This window comes from Nonomuraea sp. NPDC059007 (assembly GCF_042740555.1).
In the GTDB taxonomy this organism is placed as follows: Bacteria; Actinomycetota; Actinomycetes; order Streptosporangiales; family Streptosporangiaceae; genus Nonomuraea.
In genome coordinates, this window is record NZ_JBHYJD010000046.1 from 57325 (window position 1) to 73045 (window position 15721).

A 15721-nucleotide genomic window follows, 5' to 3' on the forward strand; every position below is an offset into this window, starting at 1 on the left:
GAGGTCCATCATGAGCCTGGTCAACGTGCACAACGAGTGGGACCCGCTTGAGGAGATCATCGTCGGGACGATGCGGGGGGCACGCGTGCCCGCTCCCGACGTCAGCCTGCACGCGGTGGAGTTCTCGACGCTGGAGTCCCCGGACGACATACCGCACGGCCCGTACGCGCGAGAGATCGTCGAGCAGACGGAAGCGGAGCTGGACGCGCTGGCCGAGGCCCTGTCCGGGCTGGGCGTCACCGTGCGCAGGCCGGAACCACGTGACCTGTCGGCCCGGATCAGCACGCCCGACTGGTCCACGGAGGGTTTCTACGACTACTGCCCGCGCGACGGCCTGCTGGCCGTGGGCACGACCCTCATCGAAACGCCGATGGTCCTGCGCGCGCGGATCTTCGAGTCGCTCGCCTACAAGAACCTGTTCATGGAGTACTTCACCGCGGGGGCGCGGTGGATCGCCGCGCCGCGTCCGCGCCTGCTCGACGACATGTACGACCTGAGTGCGGCTCCCGGCGGACGGCTACGCGAGGTGGAGCCGGCCTTCGACGCGGCGAACGTCCTGCGGTTCGGCACGGACCTCCTCTACCTGGTGTCCGACAGCGGCAACGAACTGGGCGCGCGCTGGCTCCAGTCCGCCCTCGGCGAGACCTATACGGTGCATCCCTGCCGCGGCCTGTACGCCTCGACGCATGTCGACTCCACACTCGTCGCCCTGTCACCGGGCCGTCTGCTCGTGAATCCGGCGCGGGTCAACGACGCCAACATGCCGGCGTTCCTGAAGGGCTGGGAGCAGCTCCGGTGCCCGGACCTCGTGGACACCGGCCATGCCGGCGCGCATCCGCGGGCCTCGACGTGGATCGGCATGAATCTCCTCGTCGTCCGCCCCGGGCTGGCCGTCGTGGACGACCGCCAGCCCGGTCTGATCCGGTTCCTCGAGCGGCACGGGATCGATGTCCTGCCACTCCGGCTGACACATGCGCGGACGCTGGGCGGCGGCTTCCACTGCGTCACGCTCGATGTCCGAAGGACCGGTTCGCTGGCGAGCTACACGTGACCGTCCCGGTCGAATACCCCGTAGGCGTGCCGGAGCGCGGCCACCGGGTCGGCCCGAGGGATGAACTCGTGGGCGACGTACCCGGCGAAACCGCGCTCGTGGAGCAAGCGCGCGACGGCCGGCCAGTTGATCTCCTGCTGGTCGTCGAGATCGTGGCGGCCCGGCACGCCGGCCGTGTGGATGTGGAGGATCCGATCGAGGTACCGGTCGATGGTGCGCAGGAGATCTCCCTCCATCACCTGCATGTGGTAGACGTCGTACAGCAGCGCGAGCCCCGGCGAAGCGACCTCGTCGACGATCGACGCCGCCCACGAGGTGTGGTCGCACTGGTTGCCCACATGATCGACCTTGCTGTTCAGCGGTTCCAGCAGAAGCGTCACGTTCGCCGCCGCCGCTTCGGCGGCGAGTGGCGCCAGCCCTTCCGCGCAGACGGCAGCTCCTTCGGCGTCGGAGCGCACGTGGCGGTTTCCGGCGTTGACCGCGAGGAAGGGGACGCCGGCCTCCACCGCCAGCGCCAGGTTCGCCCGGACCTCGTCCGCGAGAGCGGCGTGGTTGTCCCGATCGTTGAAGCCGACCTCCAGCGAGACGTGCCCGTCGATGATCGTGAGGTCGAGGCCCGCGTCGCGGGCCCTGGACCAGTGCTCGGCCGGCAGGAAGTCCACTCCTCGATAGCCGATTTCCGCCGCCGATTCGAGCAGTGAGAGATCTTCTCCCTTTTCGGTGAAGGACCACCAGGCGAAGCTTTGGCGATACGTCATTTCTTTCTCCCTCAACGGGTGGATGTTGCTTAGATTATGAGAAGAGCCGAACAGAGAGGCAACAGAATGAGTTACGTGCTCATAACCGGGGCGAGCTCTGGAATCGGAGCCGCCGCGGCGGTTGAATTAACCCGCCAAGGCCATCGGGTACTGGCCACTGGGCGCTCTCCTGAAAAGCTGGAATCGGTACACCGGAGAATGACGCGAGTGGCGCCATCCGGCCTGCGGGTGCCCGATCCCGTGCACGCCGACCTGTCCCGTCTCGACGACGTGGAAAAGCTCGCCGACATCGTGCTGGAACACCATCGGGAACTGGACGTCCTGGTCAACAACGCGGGCGTTCAGCCGAGCAGACGGCAGGAGTCCGCCGAGGGCCACGAGCTGACGTTCGCCGTCAACCATCTCGCGCCCTTCCTGCTCACGAATCTCCTCGCCGGGCTGCTGGGCGAGAACGCGGGCCGGGTCATCACCACTTCGTCGTCCACCCATACGGCCGCCGCCATCGACCGCGACGACATCCAGCTGACCCGGCGCTGGAGCGGGCGCCTGGCCTACGCGAACTCCAAGCTGGCCAACATCCTTTTCACCACGGAGCTGACGCGGCGTACCGGACTGCCCGCATCGAGCGCGCACCCCGGGTCGATCCGCACAGACCTCAACCGGGAATCGCCCTTCGTGCGGCTGGTCAAGCCCTTCGAGCGTTTCCTCCTGGCCCGCCCGGAGAAGGGAGCGGACGTGCTGGTGTGGCTGGCCACCGGTGCCGAGGGCGGGGCCCCGCGCGCCGCCTACTACGCGGAGCGTGGGCCGGCCCGCACCTCCTCCGCCGCGCAGGACCGGGACCTCGCCGCCTGGTTGTGGGACGTCAGCGAGAACCTGGTCGCGAAGGTGGCCGACTGATCGGCCACCTCCGCGCCTCGCCTCATCCGACGGCCACGCAGAGCGCGTCGATCCAGCGCCTGAACCAGGGCAGCAGGTCACGGCTGGTCTGCGTGCTCCCGTCATGGTGGCCGACGGCCCGCAGGATGTGGCCGTAGCTGACCGCCAGGTGACCGGCACCGACCGCGGGCGCCGCCTGCAATGCGGTGGCGATGGCCTGGTCCGGCACCCAGCCGCGCCAGCGGTCGGCGTACCGGGCGGCCCGTCGCGCGGAGCACGCGCTCGTGTCGTAGCTGAGGGGCATCGCCAGCTCGACCATCGGATGCGTCACGCACGAGTCCGTCCAGTCGAACAGGAACCAGGTCTCGCCCGTCCACAGCACGTTGCCGGGGTGCAGGTCGGCGTGGACGACGACCTGAGGGAAGCCCAGCGCGTCGACGTCGGCGACGATTCCGGCGAAGCGGGGCAGCACTCCCATGAGCCGGCGGCGCTCCTCGGCCGTGACGAGATCCCGCCGCGCCGCGAGGTCCGCGACGTCGCCGGCCAGCCGGCGAAGCGGCCGGTCGGGACACCCGCGGGCGATCAGTTCGCCGGTGCGGTCCACCGAGGCCTGCTGCACCGTGGCCATGGCGAGCAGCGGATCGCCGGACGCCGGCGTCCGCTCCTCCGGGAAGGCCTCCGCCAGCCACCACCGCGCCCCCCTGGCCACCACCCGGGGCACCGCCACCGTGCCCGTCCCCGCGATCCAGTCGATGACCCCTGCTTCATGGGCGAACAGCGGCGGCGCCATCTTGAGCCAGAGCGGGCCCCGGTCCGTCGGTACACGCAGCAGGCTCGTGACGCTGATGTTCCGCATCTGCGCCGGTGGGCCGATGCGCTCGATGCCCCGCGCGGCGAGCGCGGCGTCGACGGCGGCGAGTGCCTCGTTCACGGCGCCCGGCCGCTGCCACCACATCCGCGGCGCGCCGGCCTGCTCGGGATCGGCCCGCCGCCAGGTCAGCGACCCGGACGGCGGCCTGCCGTCGGTCCCGGTGTACTCGACCTCGACGGTGTTCGGCCCGGCGACCCTGAGGATCATGCCGGTGATGCCCAGTTGCCGGCGCATCGCCTCCGTTATCTCGCGCGGGCCGGCGCCGATCCCCTTCTCGACCGCGATCGACGGCCGGGCTCCGTCGAGCTCCAGAAGGCCTGTTCCCCCGGCGTCGAGAATCGCAAGTTCAATGCTTTCCATGGGTCGTATGAAAATGTCGTGATCCAGCATCGTCAAGGCGTGTTCTCTCGAACTCCCAAACATGTTGCACACGCGCTTGACTCTCCAATTCCGCCTTATTAGGTTCGACATTCCTTAGCCCGACGGAAAGGACCGAGCACATGGAAGCCCTGGTTTTCTCCGCCCCCGGACAAGCGCATCTGGAAAATCGAGAAGTGCCGACCGCGAAGGCCGGCGAGGCGCTCGTGAAGGTGGCCTACAATTCTCTCTGCGGAAGCGATCTTTCGCTTTTCCGCGGCGTGTGGCACGGATTCCAGTACCCCGTGGTCCCCGGCCACGAGTGGAGCGGCACCGTCGTCGCGGTCGGTGACTCCGGTGACGCGGGCCTCGTGGGCAAGAACGTCACGGGCGACCTCACCTGCAGTTGCGGGGCGTGCAAGGCGTGCGTGAACGACGACCCGGTGCTGTGCGAGGACCTCCAGGAGCTCGGGTTCACCCGCGACGGCGCCTGCGCCGACTACATGATCAGCCCGGTGCGTAACCTGTTCACCCTTCCCGGCGCGCTCCCGCTGCGGCTCGGCAGTCAGGTCGAACCGCTCGCCGTGGCTCTGCACGCCATCGACGCCATCGGCCTTCAGGCGGGAGAGCGCGTCGCCATCACCGGCGCGGGCGGTATCGGTCTCATGCTCATGACCGCCGCCCAGCAGCGCGGCGCGGAGGTGACGGTGGTGTCGGAGCCCGTCCGCGAACGCCGTGCCGTGGCTCAGGCGCGCGGCTCGCACGCCGTGTCCAGCGGTGCGGCGGGTGAGCTGACCGCACTGATCGACGGGAACGAGCGGCTCCGGCCGGACGTGGTGCTCGAAGCCTCCGGCTATCCCGCGGCGGTCCAGGAGGCGATGGAGATCGTCCGTCCCGGTGGGCGGGTCTGCCTGGTGGGCTACCGGGTGGAGGAGAAGGGGCTCATGGCTCCGCACGTCGCCACCATCAAGGCGCTGACCGTCCGCGGTGTCCTCGGCCCCGGAGGACGGTTCGACGACGCGATCCGCATGCTCACCGGCAAGGCGGTCGACGTCGACTTCATGCTGACGCACGAGTTCGCCCTCGCCGACCACAAGGCGGCGCTGGACGTGGCGCTCAACAGGACGGACGGCAACGTGCGATCTGTCTTCCACATGGGCTGACCGGCGATCGCCGCGGTGACAAGGAGGAATGATGACAGGCACTCTCGCACTCATGGGCGGCCGGCCGGTGACCGACCTCGCCTGGCCGCAGTGGCCGCGTCCGCAGGCCGACGCGGGCACGCTCCTGACCCTCGCGCTGGAATCGGGACGCTGGGCGCTGTCGGGCGAATGGAAAGGCCATCGCACCAACGAGCAGCGGTTCGCCGAACGCTTCGCCGCCTACAACGAGATCGGTCACTGCGTGCCGACGGCGAACGGCACAAGCGCCCTCACCATCGCCCTGGAAGCACTGGAGGTGGGCGCCGACGACGACGTGCTGATCCCGGGGCTGACGTGGGTGGCCTCGGCGTCGTCGGTGCTGAACGTGAACGCGGTCCCCGTGCTCGTCGACGTCGACCCCGAGACACTCTGCATCGACCCTGACGCCCTCGAGGCGGCCATCACTCCGCGTACCAGGGCCATCTCCGTCGTCCACTTGTACTGCTCGATGGCCGACATGGATCGCATCCTCGACATCGGCCGGCGGCACGGGCTTCCGGTGATCGAAGACTGCGCGCAGGCGCACGGCGCGCGGTGGAACGGCCGCCGGGCGGGGACGATGGGCGCCATCGGCACGTTCAGCATGCAGCAGACGAAGCTGCTGACGGCCGGAGAGGGCGGCGCGACGATCACGGATGACGCCTGGCTGGCGGATCGCCTGTTCCAGCTGCGCGCCGACGGACGCAGGCTGGCCACGGGATCCCTCCTGCCGCGGGACATGGAGCTGGTGGAGAACTCCAGCGTGATGGGCAACAACTACTGCCTGTCCGAGTTCGGCGCCGCGCTCCTGCTCGACCAGCTCGCCGTGCTCGACCAGGAGCATCAGGACCGCGCCGCCAACGCGGAGCTTCTCACCCGCCTGCTGGAGAAGATCCCCGGAGTCCGCCCGGTACGGCCGGCGGCCTCGGTCACCATGCCGACCTACTACCACTATGCGATCCGCCTGGATCTTCGCGAGTTCGGCGGCAAGCCCCTGCGCGCCATCTGCCGCGCGCTGAGGGCCGAGCTCGGATACCCCGTTCAGCCTTGCTACCCCGCGCTGAACGCCAATCCGCTCTATCAGCCGCACACCAAGCGCCGCTACAGCATCAGCGCCGATCACGAGCGGCGGATCGACCCGGCGGGCTACAAGCTGCCGGAGGCCACCCGGGCACACGAGGAGGTGCTGACCATGCATCACCCGTTCCTGCTCGGCGGGGAGGGGAGCATGGAAGCCGTCGCGGCGGCCTTCAGCAAGGTGCGGACCCTCGTCTCGCAGGTTCCGGTCTGACCCGCACCATGCTGGCACGCAACAGCAGACTGGACGAGGACCTCCTGCTGCGGACGGTCCGCCCGGCCTACGAAGGGGCCGGAACGGAGCTGCGTTTCCAGCCGTTGGGCACTGACAGCTGGGCCTATCGCTGCGGCAGCCTGTGGATCAGCGTGCGCCGCGACTTCCTGGGCCACCTTCCGCAGTCCTACGAGACGGCGTACGCACTGCGCGGCGCGGGACTCGACTTCGTCCTCGCGCCGCTGGCCGGACGAGACGGGCGAGTCCTGCGTACCGTGCAGGGCTTTCCCGTCGCCGTCTACCCGTACCTGCCGGTGGAGCCGATCGGCGGGGCCGGCTCCCTCACCCCACGCGAGCTCAACCGCATCTGGGAGCTGATGAGCAAGGTCCACACCTGCGACGTCGCCACGGACCTGCCGGTGGAGGACTTCCGGCTGCCGTTCGAAGATCGGTTGTCGGCCGGCCTGACGCGGGCGCTGGAGCCGTCACGGGACGCCGGGCCCTTCAGCCGGCGTCTGCGCGAGCTGGTCCGGCGTAACGGCGCCTACATCGCGGGGCTGAGGGAACGGATCTCCGAGACCGGTGAGCGGTGTACCGCCGCGCGCCGTCCCCTGAGCATCACGCACGGCGACCTCAACGGCGACAACGTTCTCCGCCTGGGTGACGACTTCGTCATAGCGGACTGGCAGTGCGCCCTGCGTGCTCCCGCCGAGCGCGACGGCTACTTCTGCGCGCGCGAGTTCGGCCTGCCGCCGCAGGGCGACCCGCTGCTGCATCACTTCTACGCGTTGCAGTGGAGCCTGTCGGAGATCGCCGAATACGTCATCACCTTCACCGCGGAGCACGGCGACACCTCCGACGACCGGCAGCGATGGCTGCGGTTGTGTTCGTACCTGCCCGAGTCCTGACCGCACCCGAGGGAGCGACCATGCGTCGTGCGGAGGCCCTGTTCCCGCTCTCGTTCCAGCAGCAGGAGATGCTGCGCAACAGCCGGGCGTTCCCCGCGTGCGCCCGCCGCTACCACAACTCCTTCGTCTTCCGGCTGACCGGGGACGTGGACGTGGACACGCTCGCGGGGGCGCTGGAGGATCTCGCCGCACGTCATCCGGTGCTGTCCACCACCCTCGTCACGCGCGACGGCGCCGACTGGCAGCGGGCCGGAGATCCGGCCGGCGGGGCGTGCCGTCCCGTCATCCGCCCGGTGGACACCGGTGTGACGCTGGACGACATCACGACGGACCTGGTGGCGCGCCGCTACGACGCCGGGCGGCTCTGCTCCGGCGACCCGCTGTACCAGCCGGAGATCTACGTGCTGAAGGACATGGTCGTGCTCGCCATGACCATCCATCACGTGCTGTACGACGGCTGGTCGATCTCCGTCCTGTGGCGCGACCTGTCGGAGTGCTACGCGGCGCGCCATGAGCGGCGGGCGCCGAGCCTGCCCGAGCTGACCATCACCTACCTGGACTACACCCGGGAACAGCGGGAGTCCTGGGAGAAGTCGAAGGAGTCCGTGACCGCCTACTGGCGTGCGGCGGCCGCGGGAGTTCCCCGGGAGGTGGACTGGCCGGGGCCAGGCGATCCCGGGGCGCCGCCCTTCGCCACGGCGGCCGCGACCTTCGAGGCGAGCGCGGAGCAGGTGGCCTCGGTCCGCGGGGTCTCACGGCAGGCCCGGGTCTCGCCGTTCCTGGTTCTGCTCAGTGCCACCGCTTCCGCCCTGGCCCGGATCACCGGCCAGGACCGGATGCTGGCCGGCACCGACACGGCCAACCGCGAAGATCCCTCCGTGCACGATCTGGCCGGGTTCTGCCTCAACACCCGGCTCGTGCCGCTCGCCGATCCTGCGGGCCGGCCGTTCCCCGAAGTCCTGTCCTCGGTCCGTCGGCACTGGCTGGCGGCCGATCGTCACCGCGACGCCTACGTCGACCAGATCCTGCACGAGCTGGGCCGGCCGGAGGTCGTGAAGGTGAACATGATGTCGGAGACGCTGGACACCACCATGCTGCGGCTACCGGGTGTCACGAGTGCCCGGGTGCCCCTGCCCATGGCCTCCTCGTACTGGAGACCTGTCTACTCCGAATGGCGGCTGGGCCCTGACAGGTTCGCGCTGCACCTCACCTACCAGCCGGCCAGGGTGTCCGCCAAGGCGGTCGAGGCCTGGATCGACGGCGTGAACGAGACTCTTCATCTTTTGAAGCGGGTTGCGGATGCGTCATTCACTCATTGACCAGGACGTTCTGCCACGTCACAGCCGGGTGGTCATCGTGGGGGGCGGCCTGGCCGGCCTCGAAGTGGCCAGGCATCTCGAAGCGCGGCAGGTGGACGACGTGCTCGTCCTGGAGGCGGGCCCCGGCGACGAACTGCGCCATGTGAACCAGGTCCACGACGGCGACCGGGCCTTGCGGCAGTGGCTGCTTCCCGAGACCGATCCGTACTACGTCCGCCCGTGGGCTGCCCTGAACGCGCCCCACTTCACGGGGACGTCTGGCCTGCGACGCCGGGTCGGAGGCCGCTCCCTCTACTGGTACGGCGTGGTGCTACCGGCGGAATCATGGGCGTTGACCCCCACCTGGTGGCCCGTCACCGTCGCAAGCGACCTACGCGACTCCTGGCACGGGGGGCCGTCACTCTACGATCGCACACTGGATCAGCTCGCCTCCTGGTGCGGCGGTGAGCTCCCCGGCGGCGACCCGGTGCCGCCGCTGAGGGACCTCCGGCTCGAAACGGCGCCGCTCGCCGTCCGTCATGATCCGGATCATCCAGGTCGATGGCACGCGTACTCCCCGCTGGACACCTGGCGCGATCCCCGGACGGGCGAGCCACGGGGTGGTCGCGGCGGGGTGCGGGTCCGTGCCGGGGCGGAGGTGGTCCGCGTCGTGATCCGCGACGGGCGGGCCAGGGGCGTCCTCGTACGCGAGGGCGGCGGAGGGGTGAGAGAGGTTCAGGCCGGCGCCGTCGTGCTGAGCGCGGGCGCCGTGTGCAACGCCGGGCTCGCCCTGCGCGCGCTGAGCGAGGTGAGGGGAGGTCCGGTGCGCCGGCTTCCGTCCCTCTACGACCATCTGGTGCAGGGCTTCCTCGTACGGCTCGAAGGGGCGGGCGCGGCTAGGCTGCTGGACACGCTGCCACCCGGCTCGTACTACGCGCCCTGCGCTCCGTCGGCACGATCCAATCTCTTCGTCCATGTCACGGCCCCGTCGGCAGGCGGAGCCGTGGTTGACGCCCAGCTCACGGGCGAGCAGTTGCCCTCGCCGGGCACCTGGATCGAGCAACCGGCCGGCCTGCCGGTCGCCGTGTACAGCTGCCTGTCCGCCGAGGACGCGACGATGCTCGATGGGCAGCGGGAGATCCTTCAGTCCGTATGGGAGCAGATCGCGGGTCACGCCGGGGCCGCACCGACCGCCCTGGCGTTCCGTCCCTTCGCCGATCCGGCGAGCGCGGGCGCGGCAGCCGTACTGCCGCAATCCCTGGACGCCCGTCCGGCCGCGGATCCGCTGACATGGTCGGGATACATCGGGACCGAGGATCATGAAGGCGGGGGCACTCCTCTGGGCGGCATGCTGACCGACCGGCACGAGTTCGCCGAGATCGACGGCCTGTACGCGGCGGGTCCCGGGACGTTTCCCCGGATGGGGGCGGCCAACCCCTCGCTGACCACGCTCGCGCTCGCGCGCCGCCTGGCCGCGATCCTGGCGGGAACGGAGGCGTGATGGAGCCTGCCGGCCTCCGGACGGCCGAGCGGGCTCGGTTCGCGCTGGCGTGGCGGTGCCTCGACTCGGCCGACGCCCTCTCGGCCCGCGCGTTCCGCGAAGGAGCCTACGAGGTCTCCATCAAGTCCGACCACTCCCCCATGCTCGATCTGGAGGTACGCATCGAGCGGGCCATCGAAGCCTCGATTCGGCGAGCCTTCCCGGGGGACGCGGTCGTGGGCGAGGAACTGGGGGGCACGGCGGAGGAGGCGTCCCTTTGGGTCATCGACCCCATCGACGGCACGTCCAACTTCGTGGAGGGACTCCCGGCCTACGCCCACATGATCTGCTACGTGCGCCGTGCCCGGCCGCGGTTCAGCCTCGTCAGCGCACCGCTGCTGGGCAGAAGGTGGTGGGCGGTGAGCGGCGCGGGAGCATTCGAGAGCGGCCGGCGGCTCACCGTATCGTCCGTGGACCGCCTGGAAGGGGCGCGGATCGCCTACGGCGGCCTGCGCGACTACGGGCCCGACACGCAGGGCATGGTCCGTTTGATCACCGCCTGCGCGCGGTCCCGCGGGTTCGGGAACTTCCTGCCGCACATGCTCGTCGCCGAAGGCACCTACGACATCGCCTCCTCCGGGGCGGGCGGCGCCGTATGGGACGTCGTGCCGCTCGACCTCATCGTCAGCGAGGCCGGCGGGCGGCTGACCTCGCTCACCGGCGGGCTCTGGAGCGACGGGGAGGCCGTGGTCACGTCCAACGGCCTCCTTCACACCGCCGCGCTGAGGAAGGTGGGCGCCGTCACTCAGGGTCCGGTTGTTCTTCGCGGGGCCTCAACGGGAACTCCCAATCCGGGCCCACGGAGCGGCCCGAGAACTGCGCCACCTGCCGCAGCGTCAGAGTAGGGCTCGGCGACCCCTGGAGCCGCTCGTCGCGGACGCGGATCTTGCTCTGCATCCGCTGAAACTGACCGGCCTGTTCCAGGGGCCGCATGTGCGACAGCGTGTTGAACACCAGCGTGGGCCAGGCGAAGACCCGTGAGTGGCGGGAAGCGGCCGGATGCAGCCCGACCACGAAGAAGTTACGCCCGGAGAAGACGAATCCGAGCTCGTCGTCCCATGCGTCTCGATCGTCCGGGTCCCACCAGGGAGGCTGCGTGTCGCCGTCGTGCAGACCCTGCAGATGCTGCCAGAGCAACCGTTCGAAGGCATCCTCGCCGTCGATGACCGGCCCCCTGAACACGGCGACGAACACCGCGACGGGATTCTCCTTCTCCGGAAACTCCTCGAGGAAGGCGCGCAGGGACGCCGCGCACTCCCCCACACCCTCCGGCGACGCCAGCTCCGGGAAGACCCCGAACCTGTACCGGGCCTGCCGGACCGCGGACGCGCCGCCGACGCAGGTGTACGCCTCGCTCAGCATCATCGCCCGGAACTGGGCGTGGGCGAGCTTCGTGAACGGGTCGGTGTCCGTGGCCGTGTCATGGGGGCAGATCTTCACCAGTTGCCCGTCCACGTAGCCGTGATAGGCCCCTGGCTCCTGCTCTGGCCGCATGTCCACCTTCGACTCCCCTCGATCAACTGGGCTTGTGGCCGTTGGCGGAATACGCCGTGGCCTGGATCCCGTACAGATCCGCGTAGCGGCCGTCGAGCCGCATGAGTTCGGCGTGGGTGCCGTGCTCGATCAGCCGGCCCTTGTCCAGCACCAAGATCATGTCTGCGCCGGTGACGGTCGAGAATCGATGGGACACGATGATCGTGATCGCTCCCGTCCGCGCGGCCAGGTCGCGGGCACGCTCCATGTAACGCTCGAAGATGGACTGCTCGCTCGGCGCGTCGAGAGAGGCCGTCGGCTCGTCGAGCACGAACAGCAGCGGATTCCGGCGCATGGACGCGCGGGCCAAGGCGGTGCGCTGCCACTGTCCCTCGGACAGGTCGACTCCGCCCAGTTCGCGTCCCAGCTGAGTACCGAGGCCATCGGGCAGCCGGCGGACGAGTTCCCCCGCGTCGGCGTAGCCGATCGCCTCCTCGATCCGCTGAGGATCGTTCAGGTGCGCCAGGTCTCCCAGGCCGATCGTCTCGGCGAACGTCGTGCGGAAGCGGCCGAAGTCCTGGAACGCCGCGCTCAGCCGGGCGCGCCAGCCCGCGGTCTCGAGTGAGGACAGCTCCGTGCCGTCGACCAGGATCCGCCCCGAGCTGACCGGGTAGAACTTGCCCAGCAGCTTGACCAGGGTCGTCTTGCCAGAGCCGTACTCACCCACGATGGCGACGACGCTGCCGGCGGGGATGCGCACGCTGACCTCGTCCAGCGCGGGGTGGCCCGTCCCTGAGTAGGCGTAGCTGACCTTGTCCAGCAGAATTCCCTCGGTCAGCCGGTCGGGCGTCGGGAGCGTACCGGAGTCGGCGTGCTTGTGGGCGGCCACGTACTCCCGCAGCCACAGGTAAGGCTCGACGACCCGCGCGGCGCCGGTCGTGTCCGCCGTATTGGACACCGCCGCCTGCATGGCCTGCCGCAGGCTCGCCGCGGTGACGATCACGAGCACCAGGTCTCCGGCGGTGCCCTGCCCCTGACCGGCGCGCTGGACCATGAGCGCGAGCCCGGCGATGAAGGCGGCGGCGAAGGCGATGGACCCCACCAGCTTCCAGGCCGATGCCGCCCACTGGGCGCGCTGGCGTTCGCGCATCATCTGATCCCAGGCCGCGCTCTGCCGGCGGACCACCGTCTCCGCCGCTCCGGAGACACGCAGTTCCTTGTTGCTGGCGGCGTTGGTCGCCAGATCGAACAGGTGCTGCTGCAGCCGGTCGATCTCCGCGGTGGCGATGTCGGCCCGCTTCAGCAGGTGCTGCCCGCGCTGATTGCACCAGACGGGGACGGCGGCGAAGACGATGAGCAGGAGCAGCAGGGGACTCAGCACACCGAGAATCAGCATCACGATGACGATCCGCAGGATTCCCCCGGCCGCCATGATCGCTTTCCAGAAGAGGCCGAGCAGCTTGCCCGACGCGCCCCGGACAACCGTGACCCGGTCCAGGAAGTCGCTGCGCTCAAGGTGATCGAGGCCCTCGATGGTGGCGATGTCCTCGTGGATGCGGGGGTGCAGGTGGAGCCGCCCGACCTGGTCCGCGGTGGTGTTGGTCAGCGTACCCGCCACGTCCTGCAGAACCATGGTGAGGCCGTACGCGAGCGCCGCTCCGACGCTGCCGATGACGGCGGCCTGCAGGTATCCGGCCGCCGCCGCGTCGACGGTGGCGCGCAACGTCAGCGCCGCCGCCGCGGTCATCACCGTCGTGCCCGCCACCACCAGCAGTGAGCCGGCGGTGAGTCCACGCGCCCCTCGCCAGGAGACGAGGAAGAGCTCCAGCCACAGTGCGAGATAGCGCCTCATCACAGCTCCCCTTCCTCGATGCGCTCGTCGTAGCCGCGGTTGAAGCGCTCGGCCTGGATGGCGAACATCTCCGCGTACGAGCCGCCCAGCGCCATCAGGTCGTCGTGAGTGCCGGACTCGGTGATGCGCCCGCCGTCGAGCATGACGATGCGGTCGGCCATGCGCACCGTGGACAACCGGTGGGAGATCAGTACGACGCTCGTCTCACCCCGGTGCTTGGCCAGGCGGTCGAAGACGTCGAACTCGGTACGCACGTCCAGGTGGGCGGTGGGCTCGTCGAGGATGAGCAGCCGGGCCCCACGGCGCACGGCGTACAGCGCTCGCGCGAGGACGACCTGTTGCCATTGGCCACCGGAGAGATCGACTCCGCCTTCGCGGACGCGGGCGAGCGGCGTCTCCCATCCGCCGCTCAATCTCTCCAGCACCGCGGTCAGGCCCGCGTCCCGCGCCGCGGCGTTCAGGTCGTCCTGGTCGGGTTCTGAAGTGGCGTGCCCCAGCGCGATGTTGTCGCTGACGCTGAGGTGGTAGCGCACGAAGTCCTGGAAGACCACAGAAAGCCGTGATCGCCACAGGCGGGGGTCGATCTCTTCGATGTCCCGCCCGTCAGCGGTGACGCGGCCGCCGGTCGGCGCGTAGAGCCCGGACAGCAGCTTGATCAGCGTGGATTTGCCGGCGCCGTTGAGGCCGACGATGGCCAGCAGTTCCCCCGGGCGGATCTCGAGGTCCAGCTCCCGCAGCACGGAACGGCTGGTGCCCGGGTAGGTGAAGGAGACGCCCTGAAACCGCACCAGCGGGGGAGGCCGTTCGCTGAGGTCTTCGCGGGGCCCGGGATCGCCCTGCGGGACGGTGACCGCGAGTTCGTGACGTAACCGGTCCGTGGCTTCCAGCACACGGGCCGCCGAGGCCATCTTGTACTGCTCCATGCTCCGGCCCAGTACCTGGAAGACCGACCAGCCGGCGGTCAGCACGGCCGCCAGGACGCCTATCGGCGTGGAGCCCTGCGCCGCGCTCACCGTGACGGCCGCGTACGCCGGGACAAGGCCCACCGCGACCAGCCCGAACTGCCGCCACTGACCGCGCATGATGCGTGCCACGTAGTCCCAGAACGCCTCGTTGGCGCTCACGATGTGGTGCTGCATGCGGTCGATCATCCACGCCGCGAATCCGAAGATGCGGATGTCCTTGCCCTCACCCGCGGAGACGGCCGCCTGCCGCCAGACGTCCGCGTGCAGCTCCCCCTTGATCGCGCCCCGCCACAGGGCGGCCATCTCGGTGGCCTGGCGGTTGCAGATGTGCCAGTTCAGGAGGGCCGGCAGGAGTACCAGGGGCACCAGCCACCACGCGTACCAGGCCAGCACAGCGCAGGAGGCGGCGACGCCGAGGAGGCTGGCCAGCCAGCGCAGCTGTGCGATCGCGCCCTCGGCCGGGGTCGTGTCGTATCCCCGTGCGGGGTCCAGGGTGACCTCCCTGACCAGCCGCTGCACGGTGGGGTTCTCAAGCGGCGCGAGGTACCGGCTGCCGGAGACGAGGTGAGCGACGTCCCTTCTGTGCTCGCCGTCGATCCGTGCGGTGATCCCGGCCCTGAGCGGGCCGTCCATCGCTTCTCCGACGGCCCCCAGCAGCAGGACGCCCGAAAAGGCGAGCAGCCCGGGGAACACCGCCGCGGCGATGCCCCCTGAGCCGCCGGTCGCGATCAGCGTGTCGACCAGATGGGCCAGCACGAGCGCGGTCACAGCGGGGGTAAGGGCCTCCACCACCAGGACAGCCATAAGTGCCACCACAGAAACCGCGCCAGCCGCCCCCAGGACTTTGGCCTGGGTCCTTACTCCCGCGAGAAAGTCCAACGCTCCACCTCGTTGTCGCCGACCAGGACGTTGTGCAAGTGCGGAATGGTGTCACATGCACAGCGCCTTTGTCATCGAACCCTCCCCGCGTGACGACGGGGAGTCAACGCCTCTGTTCACCGTCGCCGCGCTGCGACTGGGCGTGCGCCTCCACGGCCAGGGCGAACTCGTCGAAACGGGGACTGTCGAAAATAGTGCTCAGCGGAAGTACGACGCCGAAAGCATCCGTGACCCGCGCGTAGATGCGCATGGCCGACAACGAGTCGCCGCTGGCGTCGAAGAAATCCGTGGTCTCGCCGACTTCGACTCCCAGGATATCCTGCCAGATTTCCCGGAGTGTAACGCTGTTCATGATGACGGTCATGTCCTTGCTCCCTCGAACGGTGTAGCCCAATAATCAGGACCAGAAGCCCGTCGGTCA

At 69.6% G+C, this 15721-nt stretch carries 14 protein-coding genes; 8 read left to right on the top strand and 6 right to left on the bottom strand.

The window, feature by feature from the left end; genetic code table 11:
- Positions 1-10 precede the first annotated feature (10 nt).
- Entirely contained in the window at positions 11-1051 is a 1041-nt protein-coding gene (locus ACFWY5_RS45870; RefSeq protein ID WP_379623340.1) for a hypothetical protein, read from the top strand.
- Here the strand turns inward: ACFWY5_RS45870 and ACFWY5_RS45875 are convergent.
- Entirely contained in the window at positions 1042-1809 is a 768-nt protein-coding gene (locus ACFWY5_RS45875) for a TIM barrel protein (RefSeq protein WP_379623338.1), read from the bottom strand. The genes ACFWY5_RS45870 and ACFWY5_RS45875 overlap by 10 nt on opposite strands.
- Before the next feature lie 66 nt (positions 1810-1875).
- On the opposite strand from ACFWY5_RS45875, the gene ACFWY5_RS45880 reads away from it, so the two are divergent.
- Positions 1876-2706, top strand: coding sequence for an SDR family NAD(P)-dependent oxidoreductase (locus tag ACFWY5_RS45880; RefSeq protein WP_379638639.1), 831 nt, complete (start codon positions 1876-1878; stop codon positions 2704-2706).
- Positions 2707-2728: 22 nt separating this feature from the next.
- Here the strand turns inward: ACFWY5_RS45880 and ACFWY5_RS45885 are convergent, their stop codons facing one another.
- Entirely contained in the window at positions 2729-3916 is a 1188-nt protein-coding gene (locus ACFWY5_RS45885) for an aminoglycoside phosphotransferase family protein (RefSeq protein ID WP_379638640.1), read from the bottom strand.
- Between the two features lie 140 nt (positions 3917-4056).
- Here ACFWY5_RS45885 and ACFWY5_RS45890 point away from each other — a divergent pair, with 140 nt between their 5' ends.
- Genes ACFWY5_RS45890 through ACFWY5_RS45915 form a run of 6 tightly spaced genes read left to right on the top strand, consistent with a single transcriptional unit; the run spans position 4057 to position 10976 of the window.
- Positions 4057-5076 carry a zinc-binding dehydrogenase gene (locus tag ACFWY5_RS45890; protein WP_379638641.1) on the top strand — a complete coding sequence of 340 codons (1020 nt, stop codon included), beginning with the start codon at positions 4057-4059 and terminating at the stop codon, positions 5074-5076.
- Positions 5077-5107: 31 nt separating this feature from the next.
- Positions 5108-6385, top strand: coding sequence for a DegT/DnrJ/EryC1/StrS family aminotransferase (locus ACFWY5_RS45895; RefSeq protein ID WP_379638642.1), 1278 nt, complete (start codon positions 5108-5110; stop codon positions 6383-6385).
- 8 nt (positions 6386-6393) lie between these two features.
- Positions 6394-7293, top strand: a complete 900-nt coding sequence (locus tag ACFWY5_RS45900; RefSeq protein WP_379638643.1) for a phosphotransferase — start codon at positions 6394-6396, stop codon at positions 7291-7293.
- A gap of 20 nt (positions 7294-7313) precedes the next feature.
- Positions 7314-8612, top strand: coding sequence for a condensation domain-containing protein (locus ACFWY5_RS45905; RefSeq protein ID WP_379638644.1), 1299 nt, complete (start codon positions 7314-7316; stop codon positions 8610-8612).
- Positions 8593-10092 carry a hypothetical protein gene (locus tag ACFWY5_RS45910; RefSeq protein WP_379638645.1) on the top strand — a complete coding sequence of 500 codons (1500 nt, stop codon included), beginning with the start codon at positions 8593-8595 and terminating at the stop codon, positions 10090-10092. Before ACFWY5_RS45905 ends, ACFWY5_RS45910 begins: the two co-directional genes overlap by 20 nt.
- Positions 10092-10976, top strand: a complete 885-nt coding sequence (locus tag ACFWY5_RS45915) for an inositol monophosphatase family protein (protein ID WP_379638646.1) — start codon at positions 10092-10094, stop codon at positions 10974-10976. Before ACFWY5_RS45910 ends, ACFWY5_RS45915 begins: the two co-directional genes overlap by 1 nt.
- On the opposite strand, the gene gntA is transcribed toward ACFWY5_RS45915, so the two are convergent.
- From gntA to ACFWY5_RS45935, 4 genes are all read right to left on the bottom strand, one after another.
- Positions 10873-11625, bottom strand: coding sequence for a guanitoxin biosynthesis heme-dependent pre-guanitoxin N-hydroxylase GntA (gntA, locus tag ACFWY5_RS45920; RefSeq protein ID WP_379638659.1), 753 nt, complete (start codon positions 11623-11625; stop codon positions 10873-10875). The two genes, ACFWY5_RS45915 and gntA, sit on opposite strands and share 104 nt — an antisense overlap.
- 22 nt (positions 11626-11647) lie before the next feature.
- Positions 11648-13456 carry an ATP-binding cassette domain-containing protein gene (locus ACFWY5_RS45925; RefSeq protein WP_379638647.1) on the bottom strand — a complete coding sequence of 603 codons (1809 nt, stop codon included), beginning with the start codon at positions 13454-13456 and terminating at the stop codon, positions 11648-11650.
- Positions 13456-15225 carry an ABC transporter ATP-binding protein gene (locus tag ACFWY5_RS45930; RefSeq protein ID WP_379623318.1) on the bottom strand — a complete coding sequence of 590 codons (1770 nt, stop codon included), beginning with the start codon at positions 15223-15225 and terminating at the stop codon, positions 13456-13458. The genes ACFWY5_RS45925 and ACFWY5_RS45930 overlap by 1 nt, the downstream gene beginning before the upstream one ends.
- Before the next feature lie 178 nt (positions 15226-15403).
- A complete protein-coding gene (locus ACFWY5_RS45935; protein WP_379623316.1) occupies positions 15404-15664 on the bottom strand; it encodes a phosphopantetheine-binding protein in 261 nt (86 codons plus the stop codon).
- Between the last annotated feature and the right edge of the window lie 57 nt (positions 15665-15721).